This is a genomic window from Parazoarcus communis, assembly GCF_003111645.1.
Taxonomy (GTDB): domain Bacteria; phylum Pseudomonadota; class Gammaproteobacteria; order Burkholderiales; family Rhodocyclaceae; genus Parazoarcus; species Parazoarcus communis_A.
Genome location: NZ_CP022187.1, coordinates 3,903,552 through 3,927,908 on the forward strand (window position 1 = coordinate 3,903,552; position 24,357 = coordinate 3,927,908).

At 65.8% G+C, this 24,357-nt stretch carries 22 protein-coding genes, 1 tRNA gene and 1 riboswitch; of the genes, 6 read left to right on the forward strand and 17 right to left on the reverse strand.

Annotation, left to right across the window (positions count from 1 at the left end; translation table 11 throughout):
* Positions 1 to 22 precede the first annotated feature (22 nt).
* The 13 genes from CEW83_RS17830 to cobU form a co-directional block, all read right to left on the reverse strand.
* Complete coding sequence (locus CEW83_RS17830; protein WP_108950551.1) at positions 23 to 2,065, reverse strand: LTA synthase family protein; 2,043 nt, start codon at positions 2,063 to 2,065, stop codon at positions 23 to 25.
* A gap of 153 nt (positions 2,066 to 2,218) precedes the next feature.
* Positions 2,219 to 3,667 carry a lipopolysaccharide kinase InaA family protein gene (locus tag CEW83_RS17835; RefSeq protein WP_234418892.1) on the reverse strand — a complete coding sequence of 483 codons (1,449 nt, stop codon included), beginning with the start codon at positions 3,665 to 3,667 and terminating at the stop codon, positions 2,219 to 2,221.
* Between the two features lie 7 nt (positions 3,668 to 3,674).
* Positions 3,675 to 4,424, reverse strand: a complete 750-nt coding sequence (locus CEW83_RS17840) for a lipopolysaccharide kinase InaA family protein (RefSeq protein ID WP_108950552.1) — start codon at positions 4,422 to 4,424, stop codon at positions 3,675 to 3,677.
* Positions 4,421 to 5,260, reverse strand: a complete 840-nt coding sequence (gene rfaP / locus CEW83_RS17845) for a lipopolysaccharide core heptose(I) kinase RfaP (protein WP_108950553.1) — start codon at positions 5,258 to 5,260, stop codon at positions 4,421 to 4,423. Before rfaP ends, CEW83_RS17840 begins: the two co-directional genes overlap by 4 nt.
* Positions 5,257 to 6,390: a glycosyltransferase family 4 protein gene (locus CEW83_RS17850; RefSeq protein WP_108950554.1), complete on the reverse strand. Its 1,134-nt coding sequence runs from the start codon at positions 6,388 to 6,390 to the stop codon at positions 5,257 to 5,259. Before CEW83_RS17850 ends, rfaP begins: the two co-directional genes overlap by 4 nt.
* Positions 6,390 to 7,517 carry a lipopolysaccharide heptosyltransferase I gene (gene waaC / locus CEW83_RS17855; RefSeq protein WP_108950555.1) on the reverse strand — a complete coding sequence of 376 codons (1,128 nt, stop codon included), beginning with the start codon at positions 7,515 to 7,517 and terminating at the stop codon, positions 6,390 to 6,392. Before waaC ends, CEW83_RS17850 begins: the two co-directional genes overlap by 1 nt.
* 7 nt (positions 7,518 to 7,524) lie before the next feature.
* Complete coding sequence (gene waaF / locus CEW83_RS17860) at positions 7,525 to 8,559, reverse strand: lipopolysaccharide heptosyltransferase II (protein WP_108950556.1); 1,035 nt, start codon at positions 8,557 to 8,559, stop codon at positions 7,525 to 7,527.
* A 19-nt stretch (positions 8,560 to 8,578) separates the two neighbouring features.
* Positions 8,579 to 9,541 carry an ADP-glyceromanno-heptose 6-epimerase gene (gene rfaD, locus CEW83_RS17865; RefSeq protein ID WP_108950557.1) on the reverse strand — a complete coding sequence of 321 codons (963 nt, stop codon included), beginning with the start codon at positions 9,539 to 9,541 and terminating at the stop codon, positions 8,579 to 8,581.
* Between the two features lie 13 nt (positions 9,542 to 9,554).
* Positions 9,555 to 10,505, reverse strand: coding sequence for a D-glycero-beta-D-manno-heptose-7-phosphate kinase (gene rfaE1 / locus CEW83_RS17870; RefSeq protein WP_108950558.1), 951 nt, complete (start codon positions 10,503 to 10,505; stop codon positions 9,555 to 9,557).
* 104 nt (positions 10,506 to 10,609) lie between these two features.
* Positions 10,610 to 11,164, reverse strand: coding sequence for an alpha-ribazole phosphatase family protein (gene cobC / locus CEW83_RS17875; RefSeq protein ID WP_108950559.1), 555 nt, complete (start codon positions 11,162 to 11,164; stop codon positions 10,610 to 10,612).
* A complete protein-coding gene (locus CEW83_RS17880) occupies positions 11,149 to 11,919 on the reverse strand; it encodes an adenosylcobinamide-GDP ribazoletransferase (RefSeq protein ID WP_108950560.1) in 771 nt (256 codons plus the stop codon). The genes cobC and CEW83_RS17880 overlap by 16 nt, the downstream gene beginning before the upstream one ends.
* A gap of 9 nt (positions 11,920 to 11,928) precedes the next feature.
* Positions 11,929 to 12,966 carry a nicotinate-nucleotide--dimethylbenzimidazole phosphoribosyltransferase gene (cobT, locus tag CEW83_RS17885; RefSeq protein ID WP_108950561.1) on the reverse strand — a complete coding sequence of 346 codons (1,038 nt, stop codon included), beginning with the start codon at positions 12,964 to 12,966 and terminating at the stop codon, positions 11,929 to 11,931.
* Positions 12,967 to 13,019: 53 nt separating this feature from the next.
* Entirely contained in the window at positions 13,020 to 13,568 is a 549-nt protein-coding gene (cobU, locus tag CEW83_RS17890) for a bifunctional adenosylcobinamide kinase/adenosylcobinamide-phosphate guanylyltransferase (RefSeq protein ID WP_108950562.1), read from the reverse strand.
* Positions 13,569 to 13,636: 68 nt separating this feature from the next.
* A riboswitch (cobalamin riboswitch) is annotated at positions 13,637 to 13,870 on the forward strand.
* Positions 13,871 to 13,995: 125 nt separating this feature from the next.
* Here cobU and CEW83_RS17895 point away from each other — a divergent pair.
* From CEW83_RS17895 to CEW83_RS17920, 6 genes are all read left to right on the forward strand, one after another.
* Complete coding sequence (locus CEW83_RS17895) at positions 13,996 to 15,843, forward strand: TonB-dependent receptor domain-containing protein (RefSeq protein WP_108950563.1); 1,848 nt, start codon at positions 13,996 to 13,998, stop codon at positions 15,841 to 15,843.
* Between the two features lie 45 nt (positions 15,844 to 15,888).
* Positions 15,889 to 16,869, forward strand: coding sequence for a FecCD family ABC transporter permease (locus CEW83_RS17900; RefSeq protein ID WP_108951509.1), 981 nt, complete (start codon positions 15,889 to 15,891; stop codon positions 16,867 to 16,869).
* A gap of 1 nt (position 16,870) precedes the next feature.
* Complete coding sequence (locus CEW83_RS17905) at positions 16,871 to 17,665, forward strand: ABC transporter ATP-binding protein (protein WP_108950564.1); 795 nt, start codon at positions 16,871 to 16,873, stop codon at positions 17,663 to 17,665.
* 114 nt (positions 17,666 to 17,779) lie between these two features.
* Complete coding sequence (cobO, locus tag CEW83_RS17910) at positions 17,780 to 18,388, forward strand: cob(I)yrinic acid a,c-diamide adenosyltransferase (protein ID WP_108950565.1); 609 nt, start codon at positions 17,780 to 17,782, stop codon at positions 18,386 to 18,388.
* Position 18,389: 1 nt separating this feature from the next.
* The gene (cobA, locus tag CEW83_RS17915; RefSeq protein WP_108950566.1) at positions 18,390 to 19,247 is read left to right on the forward strand and encodes a uroporphyrinogen-III C-methyltransferase; all 858 of its coding nucleotides are present in this window, start codon (positions 18,390 to 18,392) and stop codon (positions 19,245 to 19,247) included.
* A 67-nt stretch (positions 19,248 to 19,314) separates the two neighbouring features.
* Positions 19,315 to 20,631 (forward strand): cobyrinate a,c-diamide synthase, encoded by a 1,317-nt coding sequence (locus CEW83_RS17920; protein ID WP_108950567.1) that lies wholly within the window; start codon positions 19,315 to 19,317, stop codon positions 20,629 to 20,631.
* 39 nt (positions 20,632 to 20,670) lie between these two features.
* Here CEW83_RS17920 and CEW83_RS17925 read toward each other — a convergent pair whose 3' ends face one another.
* The 4 genes from CEW83_RS17925 to ptsP all read right to left on the reverse strand — a co-directional run bounded on the left by CEW83_RS17925 (position 20,671) and on the right by ptsP (position 24,354).
* Positions 20,671 to 21,783: an alkene reductase gene (locus CEW83_RS17925; protein ID WP_108950568.1), complete on the reverse strand. Its 1,113-nt coding sequence runs from the start codon at positions 21,781 to 21,783 to the stop codon at positions 20,671 to 20,673.
* A 103-nt stretch (positions 21,784 to 21,886) separates the two neighbouring features.
* The gene (locus CEW83_RS17930; RefSeq protein WP_108950569.1) at positions 21,887 to 22,180 is read right to left on the reverse strand and encodes an ArsR/SmtB family transcription factor; all 294 of its coding nucleotides are present in this window, start codon (positions 22,178 to 22,180) and stop codon (positions 21,887 to 21,889) included.
* A gap of 209 nt (positions 22,181 to 22,389) precedes the next feature.
* A tRNA-Gly gene (locus CEW83_RS17935) sits at positions 22,390 to 22,463 on the reverse strand.
* A 160-nt stretch (positions 22,464 to 22,623) separates the two neighbouring features.
* Positions 22,624 to 24,354, reverse strand: a complete 1,731-nt coding sequence (gene ptsP / locus CEW83_RS17940; protein ID WP_108950570.1) for a phosphoenolpyruvate--protein phosphotransferase — start codon at positions 24,352 to 24,354, stop codon at positions 22,624 to 22,626.
* Positions 24,355 to 24,357: the final 3 nt, after the last annotated feature.

The following is a 24,357-nucleotide window of genomic DNA, read 5'->3' on the forward strand; positions in this document are numbered from 1 at the left end:
TTGGAACGCCTTTGGCCGGGCTTCATTTGCCGACCACATTGTCGTACATCATGAAGCGCGCGCTCTCGTGCAGCCCGCGTGCAAGTTTGGACAGACGCGCGAATTCCTCTGGATGGCTGGCCGAGACATCCTTCAGGGGCGCCTCGGCGGCGAGGTCGTGCATGCTTGCCTTGCTCCCGTCCGCGTTCATCCGCACCAGGTGCTTGCGGGTCACCGCACCGATGACCGGGAATGCGCCTTCGCGCAGGATCACGGGTACCGCGCGCTCGCCTTCGGGCGCCGGGTACTGAAGGTCGCGTCCCATGGTTGCAGTGCCGAATTCGAGTCCAAGCATGCCGGCGACCGTCGGCATCAGGTCGACGAGGCTTGCGGCCTCGTCGACGAGGCGTGGCTGAATCAGTTTTGGCGCATGGATCATTGCGTGCACATGCGTGCTTTCCAGCCCCAACAGTTCGAACGCAGGAGGCATGAAGGGCAGGGTGGAGATGCGGCCGTTATGGTCACCGAAGAGCACGAAGATCGTGTTGTCGTAGTAACCGCTCGCGCGCGCCATCTCGATGAAGCGACCAACGTTATGGTCGAGCAGTCTGACCGCATTGAACTGGGCCGTATTCTGGAATCCTGCCTGTTGCGCCTCGGCATCGGGAATGGAGCTTGCGATGAACCCGTCATTGTCTTCGGGAATGGTGAATGGCCTGTGGTTGCCTGCGGTCTGAATGTAGGCAAAGAAAGGTCCCTTGCGTGCCTGCTCGCGCAGGATGGCATCGATCTCGCGAAACAGGTTCAGATCGGAGATGCCCCATACGTCATCGTTGGGCGCGCGCCAGTGGCCCTCCTCATAGAGCCTGACCTTGTCGATGCTGCCGAGGACGAGTGCGTTCATGTTGGCCCATCCGGCGCTGCCTCCGACCGCGTAGATCTTCTCGTAGCCCCGCAGCGCGTTGATCACCGAGTGCTGGGAACTGATGAAGGGGTTGCGCGTGGCGCTTTCGCTGCGCGCCGCATCGGGGATGCCGGTGATGCTGGCCCAGACGGTCTTGGCTGTGCCGGTAACCGGAACATGGAGATTGCGGAACAGCCAGCCTTCGCGGGCGAGGGCGTCCAGCTCGGGGGTGGGATCAAGCGGGTTGCCGAACAGGCCGGAGCGACTCGCGCCAAGCGATTCGAGCATGATGAACACGACGTTGGGTGCTTGTGCGACCGGCAGGCGGTGCACATGCGGTTTGACCGTGCGCTGCATCGACAGTGTCGCGGGATCTGGCGAGTCGACCGACAGGTAGTGGGCGACGGTGTCGTAGTGTCGGCGGAGTTCGGCCAGATCGTATTTCTCGGGCGGGATCCGGTGGGTGTCGTAGATGAAGGTCACCGGGTTGAGACCGAGAGCGCCGACTGCAGCATTGCCGGAGAAGAATGCATCGCTCCAGCGCAGCGGTACCGGGTTCTCCGGGTTGATGTTGTCTACCCGGCCAAGCATCCCGAGAAGACCGAGCGCGGAAACCAGGACAATTCCTGCGATTGCGGGGAGCGGGCGGATCGGTTGCCGGCGTGGGCGGTCCAGCGTGACGCGTGCCGCCCTGAAGAGAAGACTGACGAAAGCTGCCGTCAGCGCGAGCCATCCGAGGCTGATCCAGACCACCGGGTAGCTCTCCCACAGCATGCGCGTCGAGATGTCCGCGTTTCCGGCGAAACGGAAGACCGTCGCGCTCAGCCGCTGGCCAAGATAGGAGTAGTGGCCGAAGTCGAGCACATAGACCAGCAGCACCAGCAGGGTTGCCAGTGCGAGGTAGAGCCCGGTCAGTGCCCGGGTGAATCTGCTTCGCACCAGATTGACCCGCGGCAGGGATGCGGCGAATGCAACCGGCAGCATGATCAGCAGTGCGAGCCGAAGATCGAAGCGGAGTCCAATCGAGATTGTCTGAAGGATGACTCCGGTGCTTTCGCCGGCCAGTGCAGCATGATCCGCGGAGGCGATGAGGAAGCCGAGACGCAGGGCGGCGAACAGGATGAAGAAAAGCGTGACGCCTGCGCAGAGAAAGCGGATGCGCCGGGAGTGAAGCCAGGACATGGAATAGCCTTATAAATTTGTCATTGCATGCGCGCAATACCGGTTCGCGTCGAACAGGATCACGTGCTGCGCCCGTCGGTGTGGTGACGGTACTGAGATGCAGTCATCTGCGCGCGCCGTGGCTGGCATTCGACGCGGATTGAGCGGCCCGCTTCAGCCTGCCGGAAGGTGAGCGTCAAGCCATTCAGACAGGACACAGTCAGGCGGCCAGTTGCGCAACAGTCGCTTGCGGTCACGCTGCCAGGCGCGCTGGTGGGCTGCGTCACTGCGGTGCTGTTGCATTGCGTCGAGATCGATCAGTTGAACATCCTTGCCGTCCCACAGCAGATTCGTTGCCTTGAGGTCGCCGTGACTGATGCGCTCGCGGTACAGGGTGGCAAAGAGAATCTGCAGTGCGCTGGCTTCGGCTGGCGGTGGTGCGGAATCCGGGTCGAGGTGGGTCAGCAGGTCGATGCCGGGGCAGTGTTCGGTGATCAGCCATGCGCGTCCGCGCAACGGCCCCCAGCGCTCCTCGACGAGTGCCAGCGGGGTGGGGGTCGGAATGCCGAACAGGCGCAGGCGGTGGCCTTCGCGCCATGAATGCCAGCCGCGGCTCGGGCGCCACAGCCGCGACAGGGCGTGGCGCAGGTTCTTGAGGTTGTAGCGTTTCACCACGACCGGCTGAGCCCCGGTCAGCACGCTGGCAACGGTGCAGGTGTTGCCGCGCTTGAGCAGGGAGCCGGCTTCGATGGATGCATCGATGTCGTCGAGCAGCGGTGCGAGGCGATTGCGCTCGCTGCGCAGCACGGCCTCGAAGCGCCTGAACCGGGACGTGACACTGAACAGCGAACAATCGCGCCCCGTCTTGTCGAGGTAGTCGCGCAAGCGCCACGCCAGTGCCGTCTTCAGTGCCCCGGCCTGCTCGGCGGTCGAGGGCATGTGCGGGTTGTTGTGGCGGTAAGCCTCCAGCAGGGGGGCGAGCGCTCCGTCCCAGGTGCGCGGGAGTTGTGCAATCAGCATGGCAAGGTCGCGCGCCGCGGCGGCGGAGGGAAGCGAGGGCCCGGCGTGAGTCTGCACGGCGTCGCCGTCGATCAGCAGCAGGCGGTTTTCATGCTGCAGAAAGTTGCCGAAATGAAGGTCTGAGTGCGTCAGGCCGGCTGCATGCAATTGCCCCAGCAGTGCAAAGGCAGGGGCGAGCGCTTCGCTTGCATCCGTCGCGGCAGGGCGGATGTCCGGCAGGGATTGCCAGACTTCGAGGAGGCTGCGGGCGTCAGCCAGGAAGCGGGTGAGCAGAACGTGGCCGCCCTCCGGCAGCGCTTCGGCAAGCAGCGCTGCGGGCGTCGGGATAGCGGCCTTGGTCAGGGCGGCAATGCCGGCATGTTCGCGCGACCAGTAGCGGGCGCTGCGCTTGTCGACAAAGAGCTTGGCGAGCACATGTTCGCCGTCCAGCACGGCTTCACCCACCACGCGTTTGCCCGGCAGCACGCGCAGCAGGCGAATGAGCTGCAACTCGCGTCCGTCCTTGAGGCGAATGCGGAATGCAGCGGGGGGCTGGCGGCCCGCCATCTGCAGGGCGGCAGCGTCGAGCAGGGGCGTCGTGCCCTCGGGGCGGGTGTCCGTCATGCCAGCCTCATTCGCGGCCGTCGAAGAAGCGCAGGATGTGGCGCACCCGCCTCCTGTCGCCGGCATCCAGTCGTGTCTTCTGCGTGTAGTCCAGATAGAAGCGCAGGCGCTGGGTGCGGGTCAGGTGGTACTTCGCCACCTTGTCGAGGCAGGCCAGGTCCTTGACGATCCGGTAGCGCAGGAATGGGCCCCACCAGAACTCGCCAGACGGGCAGTCGATCAGGTACAGGTGGGGTGTGTCCGCGTCGTCGACCAGCAGGTTGCGCCACTTCAGATCATTGTGCGTGAAGCGGTGGGCATGCATGATCCGCGTCATCTTCGCCAGCTGCCGCGATACCGCCGCGACCCAGCGCAGATCGGCTAGGCGCGCATCCTTGCGCAGCGCAAGCTGGTTCAGGTCGGTGGTGCCCGGCAGTTCGGCGGTGATCAGCGCACCGCGCAGGAATGCGCCTTTGCGTCGCTCCAGACCCCATCCGACCAGGGTGGCGGTGGGGATGCCCCACTCCGCGAAATGACGCAGGTTCTGCCACTCGGCCTGCACCCTGGGGCGGCCGAGCCAGCGGCGCAGCGGGTTCTTGCCGGCGCCGTGGTAACGCTTGACGTAGTAGCGACGCAGCCCTGCCGTAACACGCAATACCTGGCTGAGCGGGTCGGCCGCCACTTGCTCGCCTTCGAGCGCAAAGACGCTGTCGAGCGAAGCAAAAGCGCGTTCCGCGCTCGCATCGAGGGCGCCGGGATTGAGGGACCAGCGCATCATCGCTGCAATGCCGGGCGATTGGCGAACTTGCGCTCGAAGCGCAGCTTGAGCCGAGCCGCCTCGCGCTCAAGGTAGGCCAGCAGCCGGCGCTCCGTTTGCAGCGTGTGGCGCAGTGCACCCGGGAAGTAGGTCTGCAGAAAGCGCAGCTTGTCGCGGCGGGTGAGCCCAATGTCGAGCGCCGAGAAGTACAGGCCTGCGAGATCCTTGTCGCGCCAGCGCCGCGGAGTATGGCTGCGCAGCTGCGCACGGTGGAGGTCGATCAGTGCAAGCTCGAAGGCATCCGCCGCAGGTTCGGGGTCGGTACGCATGAGGAAGTGGCACAAGTAGAAATCGCGGTGGTTGACGCCACCTTCATGCAGGCGCCGTGCAATTGATGCGACCGCCCGGATCAGCGCGTGCTTCAGGGCGGGGTGCGGCGCTTGCTCGCGCCAGTTGCGGGTAAACTCATCGAGGTCGATGGCGGGCTCGATCGCCTCCGTGACGATGAACGAGTCCCGCCGTGCAGGCCCTGAACCACGCTCACCGAAGCCGACGGCTGTCATCGTGGGTACGCCGAGTTCATGGCAGCGCCCGATCGCGTTCCATTCGTTTCCTGCGCCCAGCACCGGACGCCGCAGGTGGACGAGCTCTTCGGCGATGCGTCTCCAGCTCACGCCGTTCTGCAGCTTCAGGTAATAGCCGCGACCGTCGATCTCGAAACGCAGCGTGCGCCGGCCCTCGACGTCACGCACGAGGTCGTCACTCGCAGCCTCCCGCGCGAGCGCGGCCGCGGCCGCAAAGGGATCGCAGCCGGACCATAGCGTCGTCAGCGGAGGGCGCAGTTCCAGCCGATTCATCCGCGCTTGCCCACGATCACATCGGTGGCGCGTTCCGGCAGGCTGTAGAGGTCGGCGCTGTCGGCAAACACGAGGGCGTTGTGCTGCCAGCAGGTAAGCGCGTCCGGGGTCGACAGCATCGCCGCCAGCGTGTCGTTCATCGCGCTTTGATGGAAGGGCTCGCCGATCACGCTGCCGGCGTCGGCGTCGGTGATGTAGTGCGCATAGCCGCAGGCGGCCGAGGCCAGTACCGGCAGGCCGGCAACGAGGGCTTCGAGCAGCACCGTACCGGTGTTTTCGTGGCGGGCGGGGTGGAGCAGAAGGTCGGCCGCGAGCAGAAAGTTGGGGACATCCTTGCGCCCGCCGGGCATGAACACCCTTTCGCCTACGCCCAGGCGCGCCGCCTGGCTCATGAAGGGGGCTGGGTCGTCGGCGCCGAGCGCGATCAGGCGGGTGCGCCGCTTGAGCGGCTCGGGCAATGAGGCCATGGCTTCGATACTGCGGTCCAGCCCCTTGCGCATGAAGTCCGAGCCGATCTGCACCAGCAGCAGGTCGCCGCTTTGCAGCTTGAACTCGGAGGCGAAGCGCGCGCGTGCGGCGACGCGCAGCTCGCTGGCGTTGGCCGGCGCGCGGCGATCCGGCGCAATGCCCGGTGGCAGCAGATGAAAGCGCTTGGACGGCGTGCCGTAATGCTTCTTGAACAGCGGTTGCTGCGTGGTCGAGATCATCAGGATCTCGGTGTGGCTCTCGGGCGCGAACACCGCACGTTCGTAGGCCGAGAAGTGGCGGTAGCGCGGGCTGTAGCGATACAGCGACTTGCGCATGGTGCGCGCCTTCTCCTCGTAGCACGGGTCGGCGGCGTAATACACGTCGAGCCCCGGCATCTTGTTGAATCCGACCACGCGGTCCACCGGCCGGCGCGCGAGATCGGCCTCAACCCAGCGTGTGAACTTGGCGTACAGACGGTGGTTGAGCATCGAGCTGACCGGCACCTTGATCAGGTCGAATCCGGGCGGCACTTCGCCCTCCCATTCGAGAACGTACACGCGGATGTCGTGGCCACGGGCCTGGCAGGCCAGGGCAATGCGAAGGAAATCGCGTTGCAGGCCGCCGAACGGGAAGTATTTGTACAGACAGAATGCAAGCTGCATCAGGCAGAGTCCTTGGTGGAGTCGAGTCGCCGCTCGAGCAGCGTTTCGAGCGCAGACCATACCTGCGCCGGCGCAAGCCGGGTAAAGCACAGGGGGTGTTCGGTTTCGAGGTCGAAGCGACTGCGGTCTTCGGCCGTTGGCTTGTAGCTGCAATCCTTCTGCAGGCAGGGGGCGCAATCGAAGTCTGCCGCCAGATGCACCTGACTGCGGCCCCAGGCCCCCGTATAGCCGGGGTTGGTGGGGCCGAACAGTGACAGCGTGGGGATGTCGAGTGCGGCCGCCAGATGGCCGAGGCCGGTGTCGACCGCAACACAGGCGCGTGCTTCGGCGAGTTCGGCGGCAAGATCGGTCAGCGTGAGCCGCGGCAGCACGCTGGCGCCGGCAATGCCGGCAACGATGCGGTCAGCGCGTTCATGTTCGGTGATGCTGCCCCACGGAAGCCGAACCTGCCAGCCATTCGCGCTCGCGCGCTCGACCAGCTGGCGCCAGTAGATTTCCGGCCAGTGTTTGGTGTCCCAGGTTGTGCCGTGCAGGAAGACGAGATAGGGCTTGCCTGTATCCGGGCGATGGGCGGCGGTTGCGAGCACGCGCTCATGATCGAGCCCGTAGGCCGAGGCGCCGGCGGGTTCTGCGCCGTCGCGGTCGCTGTGGGCATCCGGTGGCAGGCTGTAGCCAAGCACGTCGGCAAACAGTTCGCGCACGCGCAGCACTGCATGCCGCCCCCAGGGCACCGCATGGCGATGACGGTAGAGCAGGCTGGCAAGGGGTTCGCGCGCCGAGTGCCGGTCCAGGCCGTGCACTGTGCTGCGGGCGTAACAGCTGAGCCAGGCGCTCTTGAGCAGCCCCTGTGCGTCGATCACCGCGTCGTACTCGACGCTGGAGATGGCCTGGCGAAATGCGCGCCATTCACCGCTCTGGCGCGCTTTCAGCGGATGCTTGCGCCAGCGTCTCAGTGCCACCGGAATCACGCGGTCGACCGCAGGGTGCCAGGCAGGAATCTCGGCAAAGGCCTCTTCCACGACCCAGTCGAAGCGGATGTCCGGAAACACCCGCGCAGCATCGGTGACGGCGGGCAGCGTGTGGATGATGTCGCCCAGCGAAGAGGTCTTGATGATCAGGATTCGCATGGGCTGCTCAGTCTGCCGTGGCGGCCATGCGTGCGCCACCAGCGCCCAGGGTTTCGAGTGCCTGCAGCACGCTGGCCGGGGTGATGTCGACGAGGCAGCGGGTGTGACCGAGCGGGCAGACACGCTTGAAACAGGGCGAGCACTCAAGGCCGAGACTGCGGATCGAGACCTTGCCCGACAGGGGCGGCGTGTGCTCGGGGCTGGAGGAACCGTAGATCGCCACCAGTGGCACGTCGAGCGCCGCAGCGACATGCATCAGGCCGGAGTCGTTGGTCACTGCGGCCTCGGCAAGCGCGAGAAGGTCGACCGCGTCACCCAGCTGGGTGCGACCGGCCAGGTTATGGACCATGGGCGTGTCGGCGGCGATTTCCACGGCGGCCGGGTGATCCTTGGCCGAGCCAAGAATCCAGACCTGGTAACCACGGCCGACGAGTTCGCGGGCGAGTGCGGCGTAGTGGGGCAGCGGCCACTGCTTGGCAGGGCCGTACTCCGCGCCTGGCATGAACGCAATGCCGGGCCGGTCGTCGGCGAGTCCGAGCCGGCTGTGCAGCGTGGCCTGGTTGGCTGCGTCGGCAAGCAGGTGCGGGTTGGGAAAGGCGGGCGGCTGGGCGGCGTCCGCAGGCCGGCCGAGGGCGACGAAGCGCTGCACGGTCATCGGTAGCGCGGTCTCGTCGAGCAGGCGCAGGTCATTGAGCAGGCCGTAGCGCATCTCGCCCCGAAAACCTGTACGCAGCGGAATGCGGGCAAAGAACGGCACCAGCGCCGACTTCAGCGAGTTGGGCAGCAGGATGGCCTGGTCATAGCCTTCGGCGGCCAGTTCGCGACCCAGCGCCCAGCGCTTGCCGAGCCCGAACTCGCCATGGCCGAGCGGCATCGCCACCCCACGCCGCACCTCGGGCATGCGTGCAAGGATGGGGAGTGACCAGCCGGGCGCGAGCACGTCGATTTCACAGGGGCCGCTTCGCTTGAGCGTCACGAACAGGCTCTGTGCCATCACCATGTCACCCACCCAGGAAGGGCCCACGACCAGAATTCTGCGCATTCCTGCTGCCTTCACCGGGTCAGCCGTTGCGGGAGAGCCAGTCGAGGTAGCGCGGCACGCCGGTCTCGACATCCATGAAGGGACGGTCGTAGCCGGCTTTGCGCAGTGCGCTCATGTCGGCTTCGGTGAAGCTCTGGTAGCGGCCCTTCAGATGCTCCGGGAAGGGGATGTAATCGATGCCGCCGCCTTCGCTGCCGTTCGCGCGGGCCCACTTGATGGCTGCACGCGCCACTTCGTTGAAGCTCTGAGCGCGCCCGGTGCCAAGGTTGTAGATGCCCGATACCTGCGGGTTGTCGAGCAGCCACAGGTTGACGGCGACGATGTCATCCACGTGGATGAAGTCGCGGCGCTGTTCGCCCGGGCCGTAGCCGTCCGAGCCCTCGAAAAGGCGCACGCGGCCGGAGTCGTTGAGCTGGTTGTTGAAATGCCAGGCCACGCTCGCCATGCTGCCCTTGTGCTGCTCGCGCGGGCCGTAGACGTTGAAGTAGCGCAGGCCGACCACCTGGCTCTGCAGCCCGTCGAGCTGGGGGCGCAGGTGGCAGTCGAAAAGGAACTTCGAGTAGGCGTACATGTTGAGCGGCTGCTCGAACTCGCGCGCTTCGCGGAAGTTGGGGCCCATGCCGTACACGGATGCGGACGAGGCATAGATCAGCGGCACCTTGCGCGCCAGACACCAGGCCAGCAAGGCCTTGGTGTATTCGTAGTTCACCTTCATCACGAAGCGGCCATCCCATTCGGTGGTGGCCGAGCAGGCGCCTTCATGGAAGACGGCCTCGACGGTGCCGAAGTCATCGCCCGCCTCGATGCGTGCGAGGAAGTCGTCCTTGTCCATGTAGTCGCGGATGTCGGCGTCCGCGAGGTTGAGACACTTGTGACCGTCGCTGAGGTCATCCACCACGAGGATGTCGAAAATACCCCGCGCATTCAGGCCCTGAACGAGATTGCTGCCGATGAAGCCGGCGCCGCCGGTGACGATAATCATGCGAACTCCTAGTTCAATGTGTTGCGGTCAGCGCCGCGGTGAGCTCTGCGAGACTCACGGTGGCGGTGCCGAGCTTGCCGACGACGACGCCGGCAGCAGTATTGGCCAGTGCGGTGGCATCCGCCATCGACAGTCCGCAGGCGAGGCCGGTGCCGAGCACGGCGACCACGGTGTCACCTGCGCCGGTCACGTCGAATACGTCTCGCGCACGGGTCGGCAGGTCGAGCGCCGCCTGGCCTTTTTGCAGCAGGGTCATGCCGCGTTCGGAGCGGGTGATCAGCAGGGCTTCCAGGCCGAGCGCCTCGATCAGCGCTTCACCGCGACTGCGCACCGCGGCTTCGTCGCTGCAGTGCCCGACCACCGCTTCAAACTCGGTCATGTTGGGCGTGATTACGGTCGCACCGCTGTAGCGGCCGAAATCCGCGCCCTTGGGGTCGACCACGACCGGCAGCCCGCGTTCGCGAGCGAGCCGAATCAGGCTGCTGACCTGGGCAAGCGTGCCCTTGCCATAGTCCGACAGCACGACAGCGTGCGCGTCCGGCAGGGCAGCCTCGAAGGACTGTTCGATACCGGCGGATTCGAGTACTGCGAAATTGTCCTCGAAGTCGAGCCGGATCAGTTGCTGGTGGCGACTGATGATGCGCAGCTTGGTAATGGTTGGGTGCTGCGGTGCCTCGAGCAGCCTGCACAGTACCCCGCCGTGCTCAAGCCGCTCTCGCAGCAGGCGGGCAGGTTCGTCGCGTCCGACCAGGCCTACCAGTTCTGCGCAGGCGCCAAGCGAGGCCGCGTTCAGGGCGACGTTGCCCGCTCCGCCGGCGCGGAACTCATCGGTTTCGACCTTGACCACGGGCACCGGCGCCTCGGGCGAGATACGGGTGGTCGAGCCGTGCCAGTAGCGGTCTAGCATGACGTCACCGATGACGAGGAGGCGACCGGCGGAAAAGTCGGGCAGGATGTTCGGCATTAAGCGCAAGGCAAGACGTTGGAAAGACGGCGATTATCCCACGAAGGGCGGAAGGCGACGACTGCGAGCACGCACCGGCCCGTTTTCGAGGCGGCTGGCGCGTACTAGCGGTTGAACCACTTCAGCGTCGTGCCCCAGGATTCGACGTCGATCCGCGTGACCTGGCCACAGGCAAAGTCCAGCGCCAGCCAGCGCTCGGGGGGCAGGCCCAGCAGGTGGCCGGCAATGACCCGCAGCGGCCCGCCATGTGCAACGGTCACCACCGGCAGGTCGTCGGCCGCAGCGCTGCGCACCTCCGCCAGCCAGGGCAGGACGCGTGCGCTCAGCTCGCGGGCAGACTCGCCGCCCGGCGCGCGAAAACCGAGCGGATCGTCCGCCCAGGCGTCGATGGCGGTGCCGAGTTCGTCGAAACGGCGCCCCTCCCATTCGCCGAAGCTCATTTCCTGCAGGCGGGCGTCGATCTGCGGTGTGCCGAGTGCCTCGGCGAGCAGGCGGGCGCGACTGAGCGGACTGGCGTGCAGTGCGAAGCGCCCGGGCAGGAGCGGGCGCAGCCGGGCTGCGACATCGAAGGCGGATTCGGCCAGCCCGACGTCGGTCTGGCCGTAGCACACGCCGGGTGCGACGTCGGGCCGGGGGTGGCGGATCAGATGAAGTTCCATGCGCTCAGGATGCCAAGGTAGCAGGCAAGCTCGGTGACTTGCTGGGTGGCGCCGAGGAGGTCGCCGGTGTATCCGCCGAGCCGGCGCACGAACATGCGTGCGGCCCACACGGTGACGAGCGTGACCGCAGCCACGGCGAACAGGGCCTCGCGCGGGCCAAGGAGTATCAGCGGAAGCAGGCCGAAGCTGGCTGCGATCAGGAGTTCCGCACCGTTCATGCGGCGGGCAAGCGGCTTCGACTTTGCGCTTTCGTCCTCGCGCACGTAGGGCAGGCGGTGGATCAGGCTGGTCGCGCACAGGCGCGACAGCGGGTGTGCGACCAGCATGGCTGCAGCGACACCTGACAAGCCGTGGGCGCCGAGCTCGAACAGGGCGGCGGCCTTGGCGAGCAGCATCAGCACCATGCCGACGGTGCCGTAGCTGCCGATGCGCGAATCCTTCATGATCGTCAGTACCTGAGCTTTCTCCCAGCCGCCGCCGAGGCCATCGCAGGTGTCGGCCCAGCCGTCCTCGTGGAAGGCGCCGGTTGCACGAACCGTGACCGCCATCGACAGAATCACGGCGAGCGCGGGCGGGAGTGCCAGGGTGAAGATCAGATAGCTGCCTGCGCCGATCAGGCCCACGACCCAGCCCACCAGCGGGAAGTAGCGTGCAGCATGATTCAGGCGCTCGGTGGACCACGGTACCCAGGCCGGGACCGGCAGGCGCGTGAAGAAGCCGAGTGCGGTGAAGAAGAGTTCGAGCTGGTAGCGCATCAACGGGTGTCAGTCCTGCGCGCTGACGCCGGCCGACTCGAAGCTCGCCATTTCGTCGAGGAAGTTCACCGCCGCCTGCACCAGCGGGTAGGCCAGCGCAGCGCCAGTGCCCTCGCCGAGGCGCAGATCGAGTTCCATCAGCGGTTCGACGCCGAGGTGTTCAAGTTGCAGCGTATGGCCGGGTTCCTTTGAGCGGTGTGCGAACACGCAGTAAGGCAGGACTGCAGGTGCAACCGCATGGGCCACGAGCAGCGCAGAGGTCACGATGAAGCCGTCGATCAGCAGCACCATGCGCTTCTCGGCCGCGCCAAGCATCGCTCCGACCATCATCGCGATCTCGAAACCGCCGTATTGCACCAGGGCGACCAGCGGGTCGCGCTGGCGGCCACCGCGCGTGAGTGCCTGCTTGAGCAGTGCCTGCTTGCGCGCAAGACCGGCGTCGTCGAGTCCGGTGCCGCGGCCGGTCACCGTGGCGAGCTCGCCGCCGGCGACAAGGCAATGGGTCAGCAGCGATGCAGCGGCGGTATTGCCGATGCCCATCTCGCCAAAACCAACGCAGTTGCAGCCGTTTGCGGCCAGCGCGTGGGCGAGGTCACGGCCTTTGCCCAGGGCGGCTTCGCACTGTGCAGCGGACATCGCCGGGCGCTCGATGAAGTTGTCGGTGCCGGGTGCGATCTTGGCGTCGATCAGTCCGGGACGCTTGCCGAAGTCGTGATTTACGCCGGCGTCGATCACGGTCAGTCCGAGCCCCATCTGCCGGCTGAAGACGTTGATCGCGGCGCCGCCGGCGAGGAAGTTTTCCACCATCTGCCAGGTCACGTCCTGCGGGTAGGCCGAAACGCCTGCGCGCGCCGCGCCATGATCGCCAGCAAACACCATGATGTGCGGCTGGTTCAGAACGGGGGCCTCGGTCTGCTGGACGAGGCCGATCTGCAGGGCGAGCGCCTCAAGGCGCCCGAGTGCGCCCAGCGGCTTGGTCTTGGTGTCGATGCATTGCTGCAGCCGGGGGGCGATCGTCTGATCCGGCGCGCGGATGGTGAAGTTCATTGGTGATATCGCAACAGGGTGTGGATGAGCGCGGCGGATGTTAGCACGCTGCTTCAGCCACCCTTCAGCACCAGCGGCAAGCCGGCGGCGACGAATACGACGCGCTGGCTGCGCTCGGCAACGGCCTGATTGAGCCGTCCGGCTTCGTCGCGGAACAGGCGTCCGAGCGGATGTTCCGGCACCAGGCCGAGCCCGACCTCGTTGGCGACCAGCACGATGGTGCCGGGAAGTTCGGGCAGGGTGGCGAGCAACGCGTCGCGTTCGCGGCTGAACAGGGGCAGGGTGTCGGCACTGTGCGCAGAGACCAGCGTGTCCGCTTCCATGAGCAGGTTCGACAGCCACAGCGTGAGGCAGTCGACGATGATGCAGCGGCCCGGGGCGGCCTCCTGCTTCAGGGTTTCGGCGAGCCGGACGGGCGCTTCGACGGTGTGGAAGTGCGGCGGGCGGTCGAGCTGGTGGCGGCGGATGCGTGCGGCCATCTCCTCGTCTCCGGCTTCCGCCGTGGCAATCACGGTGACCGGCAGCCCGCTGTCGTGGGCGCGTTGTTCGGCGTGGCGGCTTTTTCCGGAGCGGGCGCCGCCAAGAATGAGTTCGCAGGTCATTGGAATGCTTCGCTTCTTGCAGTGCACTGGATAGCCGGACACGGTATCATCCGCCCCCTCTGCCCTGAAAGGGGCAACGCGTTCGTGGTGCCCGACGGCGACTCTCGCCACAGGGTTAAACGGGAAACAGGTGCGTACGCCGCAAGCGTGCAATGCCTGTGCTGCCCCCGCAACGGTAAGTGAGTGCAAGACGCCTCGAGAAGCCACTGGGTCATGCCCGGGAAGGCGATGCGTCGGGTCAGGAGGATGTTGCTCCAGACAGCTCATGAGCCCGGATACCGGCCCGAATGCGAAATGGCGGATGTGCTGCGGGGTGGCAGCGACGGGTGCGGCGTTTTCGGCTCTCTTCGGTTCTCTCCCGGCATGTCCTTGTGCGAATCAGTCACGGTATGCGGGGACGCGGGCCGTGGCGAAGGGAGTCTTTACAATGAAAATCCAGCTTTCCATTCTCGCGTCGGCGTGCGCACTCGTTTACCCCGTACTCGGCCAGGCGCAGACCGTGCATGGCGATTCCGAACTCGATCAGGTCGTTGTCACGGCCACCCGGCAAGCGGTCATTGCCTCAGAGGCACTCGCGAGTGTCGAAGTGATCAGTCGCGAGGACATCGCTGCAGCGGGCAATTCGAGCCTCGTCGAGTTGCTCTCCGCGCGATCCGGCATTCAGGTCGTGAGCAACGGCGGTGCCGGCGCGAGCAGCAGCATCTACATTCGCGGTGCCAACTCGGGTCACACCCTGGTGCTGATCGACGGCATGCGTATTGGTTCTGCGACCAATGGCGCCCCCTCGCTCGAAACGATTCCCCTGGCGCTGATCGATCGTGTCGAGATCCTGCGCGGGCCGGCGAGTGCGCTGTACGGTTCGGACGCAATCGGCGGTGTGATCCAGATCTTCACCCGCAAGGGCAAGGAAGGATTTCAGCCGTCGGTTCGCGTTGGCTTCGGCGCCGAGAACAGTCGCTCCCTGGAGGCTGCGGTCGCAGGCGGCGTGGATCGCCTGCGTTACAGTCTGGTCGTCGGTGAGGACCGCACCGACGGTATCAATGCCAGGCCCACCTCTTATGCAGGCAGGGATCAGGACGACGATGGTTTCCGCAACAATTACGTCAATGGATCGCTGACGGTGGGCTTTCGCGAGCGCGACGAGATCGGCCTGTCCGTGTTTCATACCGATGGCCGCAGCTGGTACGACGCCGGCAAGACCTACGACTCGTACCTGGATAAGCAGACCGATACCGCGAGCGTCTACATGCGCAACCAGATCACGGGCGACTGGGCCAGTACGGTCAAGGTCGGCTACAGCGCGGACACCTCGCATGACCACTCCACCGCGACCTCAACATCCGAGTTCGATACGGCGCAGACGCAGTTCACCTGGCAAAACGATGTTGCGCTGGCCGGCGGGTCGCTGCTGGCCGCATACGAGTACCTTGAGCAGAACGTGAGCACGACCACCGCGTATGCCAAGACGCAGCGCAACACCAATTCGCTGGTGCTCGGCTGGGGCGGCCAGCTCGGCAAGCACAACGTCCAGTTCAATGTCCGCCACGACGATGACTCGCAATTCGGCGGAGAAACCACCGGGTCGGCGGCATATGGCTATCAGTTCCTGCCTGAGTGGCGTGTGCATGGCAGTATCGGCACCGCGTTCAAGGCGCCGACCTTCAACGATCTCTACTATCCGCTGGCTTGTTTCGGCTCTTACGGCTGTTTTGGCGGAAACGCCGACCTCAAGCCGGAAGAGTCGCTCAATCGCGAGTTCGGACTGGTCTGGGAGCGTGGCGCGACCTCCGTGCGCGCGACCTATTTCAACAACCGGGTGAAGAACCTGATCGACTGGAGCTCCGGCATCGCGGACAACGTCGCCACCGCAACGCTGGAAGGCGTGGAGCTGGGACTGACGACGATGGTGTACGGCTACCGTCTGCGTGCAAACGTGGACTTTCTTGAGGCCAAGGACAAGGATAGCGGCAATTACCTTGGGCGTCGGGCCAAGGAAAGCGCGTCGCTGGCCATTGATCGCAGCACGGGCGCCTGGACCTGGGGGATGGAGCTGACCGGGCAGGGCCGGCGCTTCGACACAACGGCGAGCAACACGTCGGCAAAACGGCTGGCCGGATATTCCTTGCTCAACGCATACGTTCACTATGCGCTGGCGCCTGACTGGAGTGTGGAGCTGCGTGCGAACAACATCCTCGACAGGGACTACGAACTGGCTCAGGGCTACGGTACGAAGGGCGCGAATGCCTTCGTTGCGCTGCGCTACGCCCTGCACTGACAGCCGATGGAGGCCGTGGCATTGCGCAAGGGCGGGGAGGGCCTGATGACGAGCAGGCGTCGCCGCCTGCTCGTCGTCGCGCTGGTGCTGGTGCTGGTCGCGGCGCTGACGCTGGGGTGGGCGCTGATCGCGGGTAGCTTGCCAATCGCGCCCGCCGAGGTCCTTGCTGCCCTGGGCGGTGCCGACGGCATGTCAGCCAGCGTCGTGCGCGAACTTCGCCTGCCGCGCGCCGTGGCCACCTTTGTGTGTGGCGGCCTGCTCGCGCTGGCGGGGGCGCTGATGCAGGTCTTGCTGCGCAATCCCCTGGCCGATCCCTACATCCTCGGCATTTCCGGCGGCGCGGCGGTTGGTGCGCTGACCGGCATTTCGCTGGGGGCGGCGTCAATCTGGATCGATGGCGGCGCGTTTGCCGGCGCCCTGATTGCCATGTTGCTGGTGTTCGGACTTGCGCACGGCGACGGCAGCTGGACGCAGACGCGTCTGCTGCTGACCGGTGTGATCGTGGCCGCGGGCTGCGGCGCGGCGGTGACGCTGATGCTGGCGCTGGCACCGGACACACGCGTGCAGTCGATGCTGTTCTGGTTGATGGGCGATGCCAGTGGCGCGTCCAACCCGTGGCCGGCGCTGGGCGTGCTGCTGATCGGCCTGCTCGCGGTGCTGCCGTTTGCGCGTGATCTCAACGTGCTGGCGCGAGGCGAGATGACTGCACATGCGCTCGGTGTGAGCGTCAAACGCCTGCGCCTCGGACTGTACGTGCTGGCTTCGCTGCTGACCGCGGTGGCGGTGACGCAGGTGGGCTCGGTGGGTTTCGTCGGGCTGATCGTGCCGCATCTGGTGCGGCTTGCGCTGGGTAACGACCAGCGCGTGCTGTTGCCGACCGCGGCAGTGGCGGGCGGCATTCTGCTGACGGTGGCCGATACGCTGGCGCGCACGGTGATGGCGCCGCAGCAACTGCCGGTGGGCGTGCTGACCGCACTCATCGGCGTGCCTGTGTTCCTGTTCCTGCTTGCACGCCATCCGCGCTGACATGAAAACTTCGGGCGCATCCGCTTCCGCTTCACCCTTGCTCGAGGCCGACCGGCTCGCGCTGCAGGCAGGCGAACGCTGGCTGTGTTGCGAGTTCAGCCTCAAGCTGGCGATGGGCGAATGCCTGGTGCTGCTCGGACCCAATGGCGCGGGCAAGACCACGCTGCTGCATACACTGGCCGGACTGCGCGCGCCCAGCGTGGGCACGGTGCGTCTCGGCGGCGCGCCGTACTCGGAGTGGTCCACGCTCGATGCGGCGCGGTTCCGTGGCGTGCTGCCGCAGCAGCAGCCCGACCACTTTGCCGCGTCCGTCCTGGAGTCCGTGCTCATTGGCCGTCACCCGCACCTCGGGCGCTGGGGGTGGGAAGGCACGGACGACGAACGCATCGCCCGTGCTGCGCTAGCCGATGTCGGGCTGACCGGCTTCGAGCAGCGCGACATCCTTACCCTGTCGGGCGGCGAGCGTCAGCGCGTTGCGGTGGCCGCGCTGCTGGCGCAGGCGCCGACGCTGTTCCTGCTCGACGAGCCGCTCAACCACCTCGACCTGCGTTACCAGATCGCAGTGCTGTCCCTGTTCCGCCAGCTCGCTGACCAGGGGCGAGGGGTGGTCATGGTCTTGCACGACATCAACCTTGCCGCCCGCTTTGCCGATCACATCATCCTGCTCGATGGTCAGGGGGGCGTGATCGCCGGCGACCGCGACACCGTGCTGCAGGCCGATTGCCTGAGTCATGCCTTCGGGCATCCGCTGCGGCGCTTCGAGCTCGATGGGCGGATTACCTTTGTGCCCGACTGATGCGATGAAAACCCTGTTCCCACACTGCCCGCCAGAGGCAGTTCTGCAGTTGGAAACGCCACGGGCGTATTGCAGCCCGTCACGCCAACGAACCCCTGAACGAGAGAGAACACGATGAGCGAGAATCAGGACAAGGACGCGCGCCACAACGCACGCATGGCGCGCAAGAAGGAAGTGGTCGACAGCCACATCGCCGCAGCACAGATCGAGCGCGGGGTGTTGCTGGTCAATACCGGCAACGGCAAAGGCAAATCCAGTGCCGGATTCGGGCTGGTTGCGCGTGCGCTCGGCCATGGACAGAAAGTCGGGGTGGTGCAGTTCATCAAGGGCAGGTCGGACACCGGCGAGGAGGCCTTCTACCGCCGCCAGCCCGGCGTGAGCTGGCATGTGATGGGCGAGGGCTTCACCTGGGAAACGCAGGATCGCGCCCGCGACGTGGCAGCGGCACACGCCGCCTGGGAGCAGGCTCGCAGCTTTCTGCGCGACCCGGGGACTGGACTTGTCGTGCTCGATGAGCTCAACATCGCGCTGAAGTACGGCTATCTTGAAGTGGAGAGCGTGGTGGCCGACCTCATGGCCCGGCCGGTCGATCAGCACGTGGTGGTGACCGGCCGTGCAGCGCCGCCTGAACTGGTGGCGGTCGCCGACACGGTGACCGACATGACCGTGGTCAAGCATGCGTTTGCGGCCGGCATCAAGGCGATGGCCGGCATGGAGTGGTGAGATGAGTGTGCCCGTCATGCCTGGCGCGAGAGCGGGTGCCCAGCCCGGTCATGTGTATCTGGTCGGAGCCGGTCCCGGTGACCCGGAACTGCTGACGCTGCGCGGTGCGCGCCTGGTCGGGGGCGCCGATGTGGTGGTCTTCGACAACCTTGTCAGTCCCGCAATCGTCGCCCTGGCGCCTGCGGCCGCAGAGCGCATCTATGTCGGCAAGAAGGCTGCCGATCACACCCTGCCGCAGGACGAAATCAACCGCTTGCTGGTGACGCTGGCCCAGGCGGGAAAGCGGGTGGTGCGGCTGAAGGGCGGTGACCCCTTCATCTTCGGGCGCGGCGGTGAAGAGATGGAGGTGCTGGTCGAGGCCGGCATTACCGTCGAAGTGGTGCCGGGCGTCACGGCTGCAGCGGGTATTGCAGCGTACGCAGGCATTCCGCTGACCCACCGCGATCATGCGCAATCGGTGATCTTCACCACGGGTTTTCTCAAGAATGGCGCGCTCGATCTGGACTGGCCGATGCTTGCGCGCCCGGGGCAGACGCTGGTGATCTACATGGGCATTTCGCGCCTGGCCGAGATCTGTGAGCAACTCATCGCCCATGGCCTGCAAGCGGACACGCCGGCCGGGGTGATCGAGCGCGGCACGACCGATGCCCAGCGCGTGGTAACGGCCGACCTCGCGACGCTGACCGAGCGCGCACAGGCGGCGGGCATCCGCCCACCGGCGCTGACCGTGGTCGGCGGGGTGGTCGGGCTCTACCCGCGCTTGGCATGGTTCGCGCCGCAGAACGCTGTCGACACCCCCCATCCGCCGCACGCAGGCTGTGCGGTGGTGCATCCCGCAACGCCCGACGACCAGCGCTAGCGCCCGGCCCACGCCGGCGCGCATGTTGTTCAGCCTTTTTCGACGCCGATTCGTGGCGTCCATCGACATGACCGAAACCCGCACGCCGCGCCATTGTCCGGCGCTCTTCATCGCCGCCCCGGCTTCCGGTCAGGGCAAGACCACCGTCACCGCGGCGCTTGCGCGCATGCACAGCCGTCTTGGGCGCAAGGTGCGGGTGTTCAAGTCGGGGCCGGATTTCCTGGATCCGCAGATTCATGCCGTGGCCAGCGCTGCGGCTGTGTACAACGTCGATCTCGGCATGTGCGGCGAGGACGACATCGCACGGCGTTTGTACGACGCGGCGGGCGAGGCCGACCTGATCCTGGTCGAGGGCGTCATGGGCCTGTACGACGGCTCGCCCTCGGGTGCGGACATTGCCTGTCGCTTCGGTCTGCCCGTCATGGCAGTGATCGATGCCCGTGCGATGGCGCAGACCTTTGGCGCGCTGGCGCATGGGCTGGCGACCTACCGCGCAGGGCTGCCGTTTGCCGGCGTACTCGCCAACCATGTCGGCAGCCCGCGCCACGCTGGAATGCTTGAGGCGTCCTTGCCCGATGGCATGCGCTGGTTCGGCGCGCTCATGCGCGATGCCGATGCGGCCCTGCCCGAGCGCCATCTCGGGCTGATGCAGGCGGCGGAGATCGAGGATCTCGATGCGCGACTGGACCGTCTGGCCGACAGCCTGGCGCAGACCGGCGCGGCGGACCTGCCGCCTGCCGTTGCCTTCACCGCTGCGCCCGCAGTCCCCGTGGCGCCGGTCCTTGCCGGGCATACGGTCGCGGTCGCGCGCGATGCGGCTTACGGCTTCATCTATCCGGCAAACCTGGATAGCTTGCGCGCGCTGGGTGCCGAGCTCGCCTTCTTTTCTCCGCTCGCGGGCGACGGGCTGCCTGCCTGCGATGCTGTGTGGCTGCCGGGTGGATACCCGGAACTGCATGGCGAGCGCCTCGCGGCCAATCGCGGGTTCTGGCAGGCGCTGCACGCACATGTTGATGCTGGCCGTCCGGTGCTGGCCGAGTGCGGTGGCATGATGAGTCTGTTCGAGACCGTGGTCGACAAGGCGGGGGAGGCGCATGTCTTCGGTGGGTTGCTGCCGGGGCGCGCCGTGATGCAGAAGCGCCTTGCCGCACTCGGCTTGCAGATTGCCGACTTGCCCGAGGGCAGGCTTGCCGGGCATACCTTCCACTATTCGAAGAGCGAAACCCCGTTGCAGCCCTTGGTTCAAGCGCACACGCCGGACGGGCGCGAGGGCGAGGCGATCTACCGTCGTGCGCGGCTGACCGCCTCGTACGTGCACCTGTACTTCCCGTCCAACCCGGAGGCGGTCGGGCGTCTGTTCGCCCGTGCGGACGGCCTCCGCTGATTATTCCGGAGGTGTCCGCCGTGCGCGCTGCGGCAGGGATCAGGGCAGCGTCGGATAGTCCAGGTAACCTTTCTCCCCACCGCCATAGAAGGTCTTTGTGTCCGGCGCGTTGAGCGGCGCGTTTTCGCGCAGGCGGCGCACAAGGTCGGGGTTGGCGATGAAGGGCTTGCCGAAGGCGACCAGATCGGCGCGGCCATCGGCCACGACGGTTTCTGCCAGCGTGCCGTCGTAACCGTTATTCACCATCCACGCGCCAGCGCCGCCAGCCTCGGCATAAGCGGCGCGCAGGGCCGCGTAGTCGAAGGGCGTGTCGCCTTGCTGGAAATCACGCGCGCCACCGGTGGCGCCCTCGATCACGTGAATGTAGGACAGCGGCCATCTCGCGAGCTGTCGCACCACGTAGTCGAACAGCGGCTGCGGATCGGGATCCGATGCGTCGTTGGCGGGCGTGACCGGCGAGATGCGGATGGCCGTTCGGCCCGCGCCGATTTCGGCGGTGATCGCTTCCATGACTTCGACCAGCAGGCGTGCGCGGTTCTCGATGCTGCCGCCGTAGGCGTCGGTGCGGTGGTTGCTGCCGGAACGCAGGAACTGATCGATGAGATAGCCGTTCGCCGCATGCACCTCGACGCCGTCGAATCCGGCATCGATCGCGGCACGAGCCGCGCGCCGGTAGTCTTCAACGATCCCAGGCAGCTCGTCCAGCGCCAGCGCCCGTGGTTGAGAGGTGGCGACGAACTCGCCGCTGCCGTCTGCATTCACGATATAGGTCTTGGCCTTGGCGGTAATGGCCGAGGGAGCCACCGGCGCACCGCCCGCGGGTTGCAGCGAGGCGTGGGAAATGCGCCCGACGTGCCACATCTGCACCACGATTTTTCCGCCTGCGCCATGGACAGCCTCGGTGACGCGACGCCAGCCAGCCAGCTGTTCGGGGGCATACAGGCCGGGCACGTCGGCATAGCCCTGACCCTGCTGCGTAATGGCTGTGGCCTCGGTGATGATCAGGCCGGCGCTGGCACGTTGTGCGTAGTAGGTGGCCGTCATCTCGCCAGGCACCGCGCCGGGTGAGCGGTTGCGGGTCAGCGGGGCCATGACGATACGGTTGGAAAGCGCGATGTCGCCGGCGGTAAATGGGTCGAACAGGGTAGGCATGGGAGGTGTGTGTCCTGTAGTGAAGGGCGTTTCTGGAGCCTGGTGCTGATGATCGGGCGCGCGTTCAGTGCTGTGCCACAGGGGCCTGGGAGCAGGCGAAGCCCTAGAGCTCGTCGCTGATCTGGCGCAGGAAGGTGCTGATCGTTTCTTCGTTGCGTTTGTAGAACACCCACTGGCCGATGCGCCGCGTACTGACCAGACCAGCGTTCTGCAGGGTGGCGAGGTGGGTGGATACCGTGGATTGCGACAATCCGCAGCGCTCGAACATGCCCGCACATACACCGACTTCGAGCGGATGCGCTTGCTCGGAGAAGTGCTTTTCGGGCTCCTTCAGCCACTGCAGAATCTCGCGCCGTACAGGGTGCGCGAGTGCCTTGATGATGACGTCGATGTTCATGTCTGGGCGCCTGTCGGCGGGGCTGGGTTAATATCGAATTTTATCGAAGTATATATCGAAAAAAAGCGAAATATATATTCGTTGATCTAGATATGGGCTGGCGCATCACATTCGCAGCGTGTGACGGTGGTGTGGGTGAAGACCGGCGTGGAATGCAAAAAGGCCCGCCTGGGAGGCCGGCCTTTTCAGCTGGTGTTCGATATGATGGCTGGAGCGGGCGAAGGGAGTCGAACCCTCGTCATGAGCTTGGGAAGCTCAGGTAATGCCGTTATACGACGCCCGCTCTGAGGAAAGCCGGAAGGGCTTCACTGGACAGGCCGCCATTCTAATGGCGGGCGTCAGCGCGCGCAATCATGCTGATGAAAGCGTATGCGTTTGCGCGGAGCATGTGCTTCAAGGCAGGTTCCGGTCCATGTGTCGGGGCCGGACTTCCGACCCGTCGCCTAGCTTCCGAGCCGCTCCACGGCTTCGCGCACGCGTGCCGGCTCGTCCATCTTGAGAATGCGCTGCACTCGCGGTGCGAGTTCGCCCACATCGGCGCGCAGCACTTGCTGTTTGACCCCGAGGATATGGGCCGGGTGCATCGAGAAATTGCGCAGTCCCATGCCGAGCAGCAGTTCGGTATAGGCGGGGTCGCCCGCCATCTCGCCGCACACCGAAACCGGCACACCGAAGCGAACACCGGCCTGTATGGTGCCGCTGATGAGCTTGAGCACTGCCGGATGCAGGGGGTCGTAAAGATGAACGACGGACTCGTCCGAGCGGTCGATGGCGAGTGTGTACTGGATGAGGTCGTTGGTACCGATCGAGAGAAACGACAGGCGGCGGATGAACATGCCTAGCGACAGCGCAGCAGCAGGCACTTCGATCATGCCGCCGACGGGCACCGCTTCGTTGAACTTGACCTTTTCCGCACGCAGTTCGGTCTTGGCCTTTTCGATCAGGGTCAGGCACTGGTCGATCTCGTGCGCATGCGCCAGCATCGGCACCATGATCTGCAGTCTGCCGTGCGCAGATGCACGCAGCAGCGCACGCAGCTGGGTCATGAACATCTTCGGTTCGGCCAGGGAGTAGCGCACCGCTCGCAGGCCCAGCGCCGGGTTGGGCTCGTTGCGGCCCTGGTTGCCATTGAGCGCCTTGTCGGCGCCGACGTCGAAGGTGCGGATGGTCACCGGCTTGCTTGGCATGGCCTTGAGCACGGCGCGATAGGCTTCGTACTGCTCGTCTTCGTCGGGCAGGGTATCTCGACCGATGAAGAGAAACTCTGTTCGATACAGGCCGACGCCGTCAGAGCCGACCGCCTTCACCTGGGGCAGGTCCTTCGGGCCTTCGATGTTGGCAAGCAGATTGACGTTCTCGCCGTCGAGTGTCGTGGCGCGCGTGTCCTTGAGCCGGTTGAGCTTGGATTTTTCCAGTTCGAGCTCGGAGCGGCGCAGGCGGTATTCCTGCACGACCGTTTCGTCAGGATCGACAATGGCGACGCCGCGGGTGCCGTCGACGATGATGAGCTCACCGTCTTCCACGAGGTCGCGGATATGGTGCAGGCCGACGACGGCGGGAATTGACAGGCTGCGGGCAACAATCGCGGTATGGCTGGTTGGCCCGCCCACGTCGGTGACGAATCCCGAGATGTTGTGGTCGCGAAAGCCGATGGTGTCGGCTGGAGACAAGTCGTGTGCCACGACCACGGTGCCCAGTCCGTCGCGGCGTTTGGGTGGCAGGTGGCCCGGGTGGCCGAGCAGGACCTTCACCAGGCGTTCGACCACCTGCACGACGTCGGCCTGGCGCTCGCGCAGATAGGGGTCCTCGATCTGGCGGAACTGCTCGACGACCAGTTCCATCTGCTGGACCAGCGCCCATTCGGTGTTGCAGCGTCGCGACTCTATGAGCTTGCGAGCGGCATCGATCAGCATCGGGTCGGACAGCATCATCAGCTGCAGATCGACGAAAGCGCCGACTTCGTTGTGACTGGTCCCCGAACTGGCCGAGGCCTTGAGTCCGATGAGTTCGCCCTGCACGGTGGCAAGCGCATCGTCGAGCCGCGTCAGTTCGTCGGCAAGGTGTTTTGGCGGCACGTGGTAGTGGTTCACCTCGAGCAGTGCGTGAGACACGAGGTGCACCTGGCCGATGGCGATACCTTGCGAGACGGGCAGTCCGTGCAGCGTAAACGCCATCGT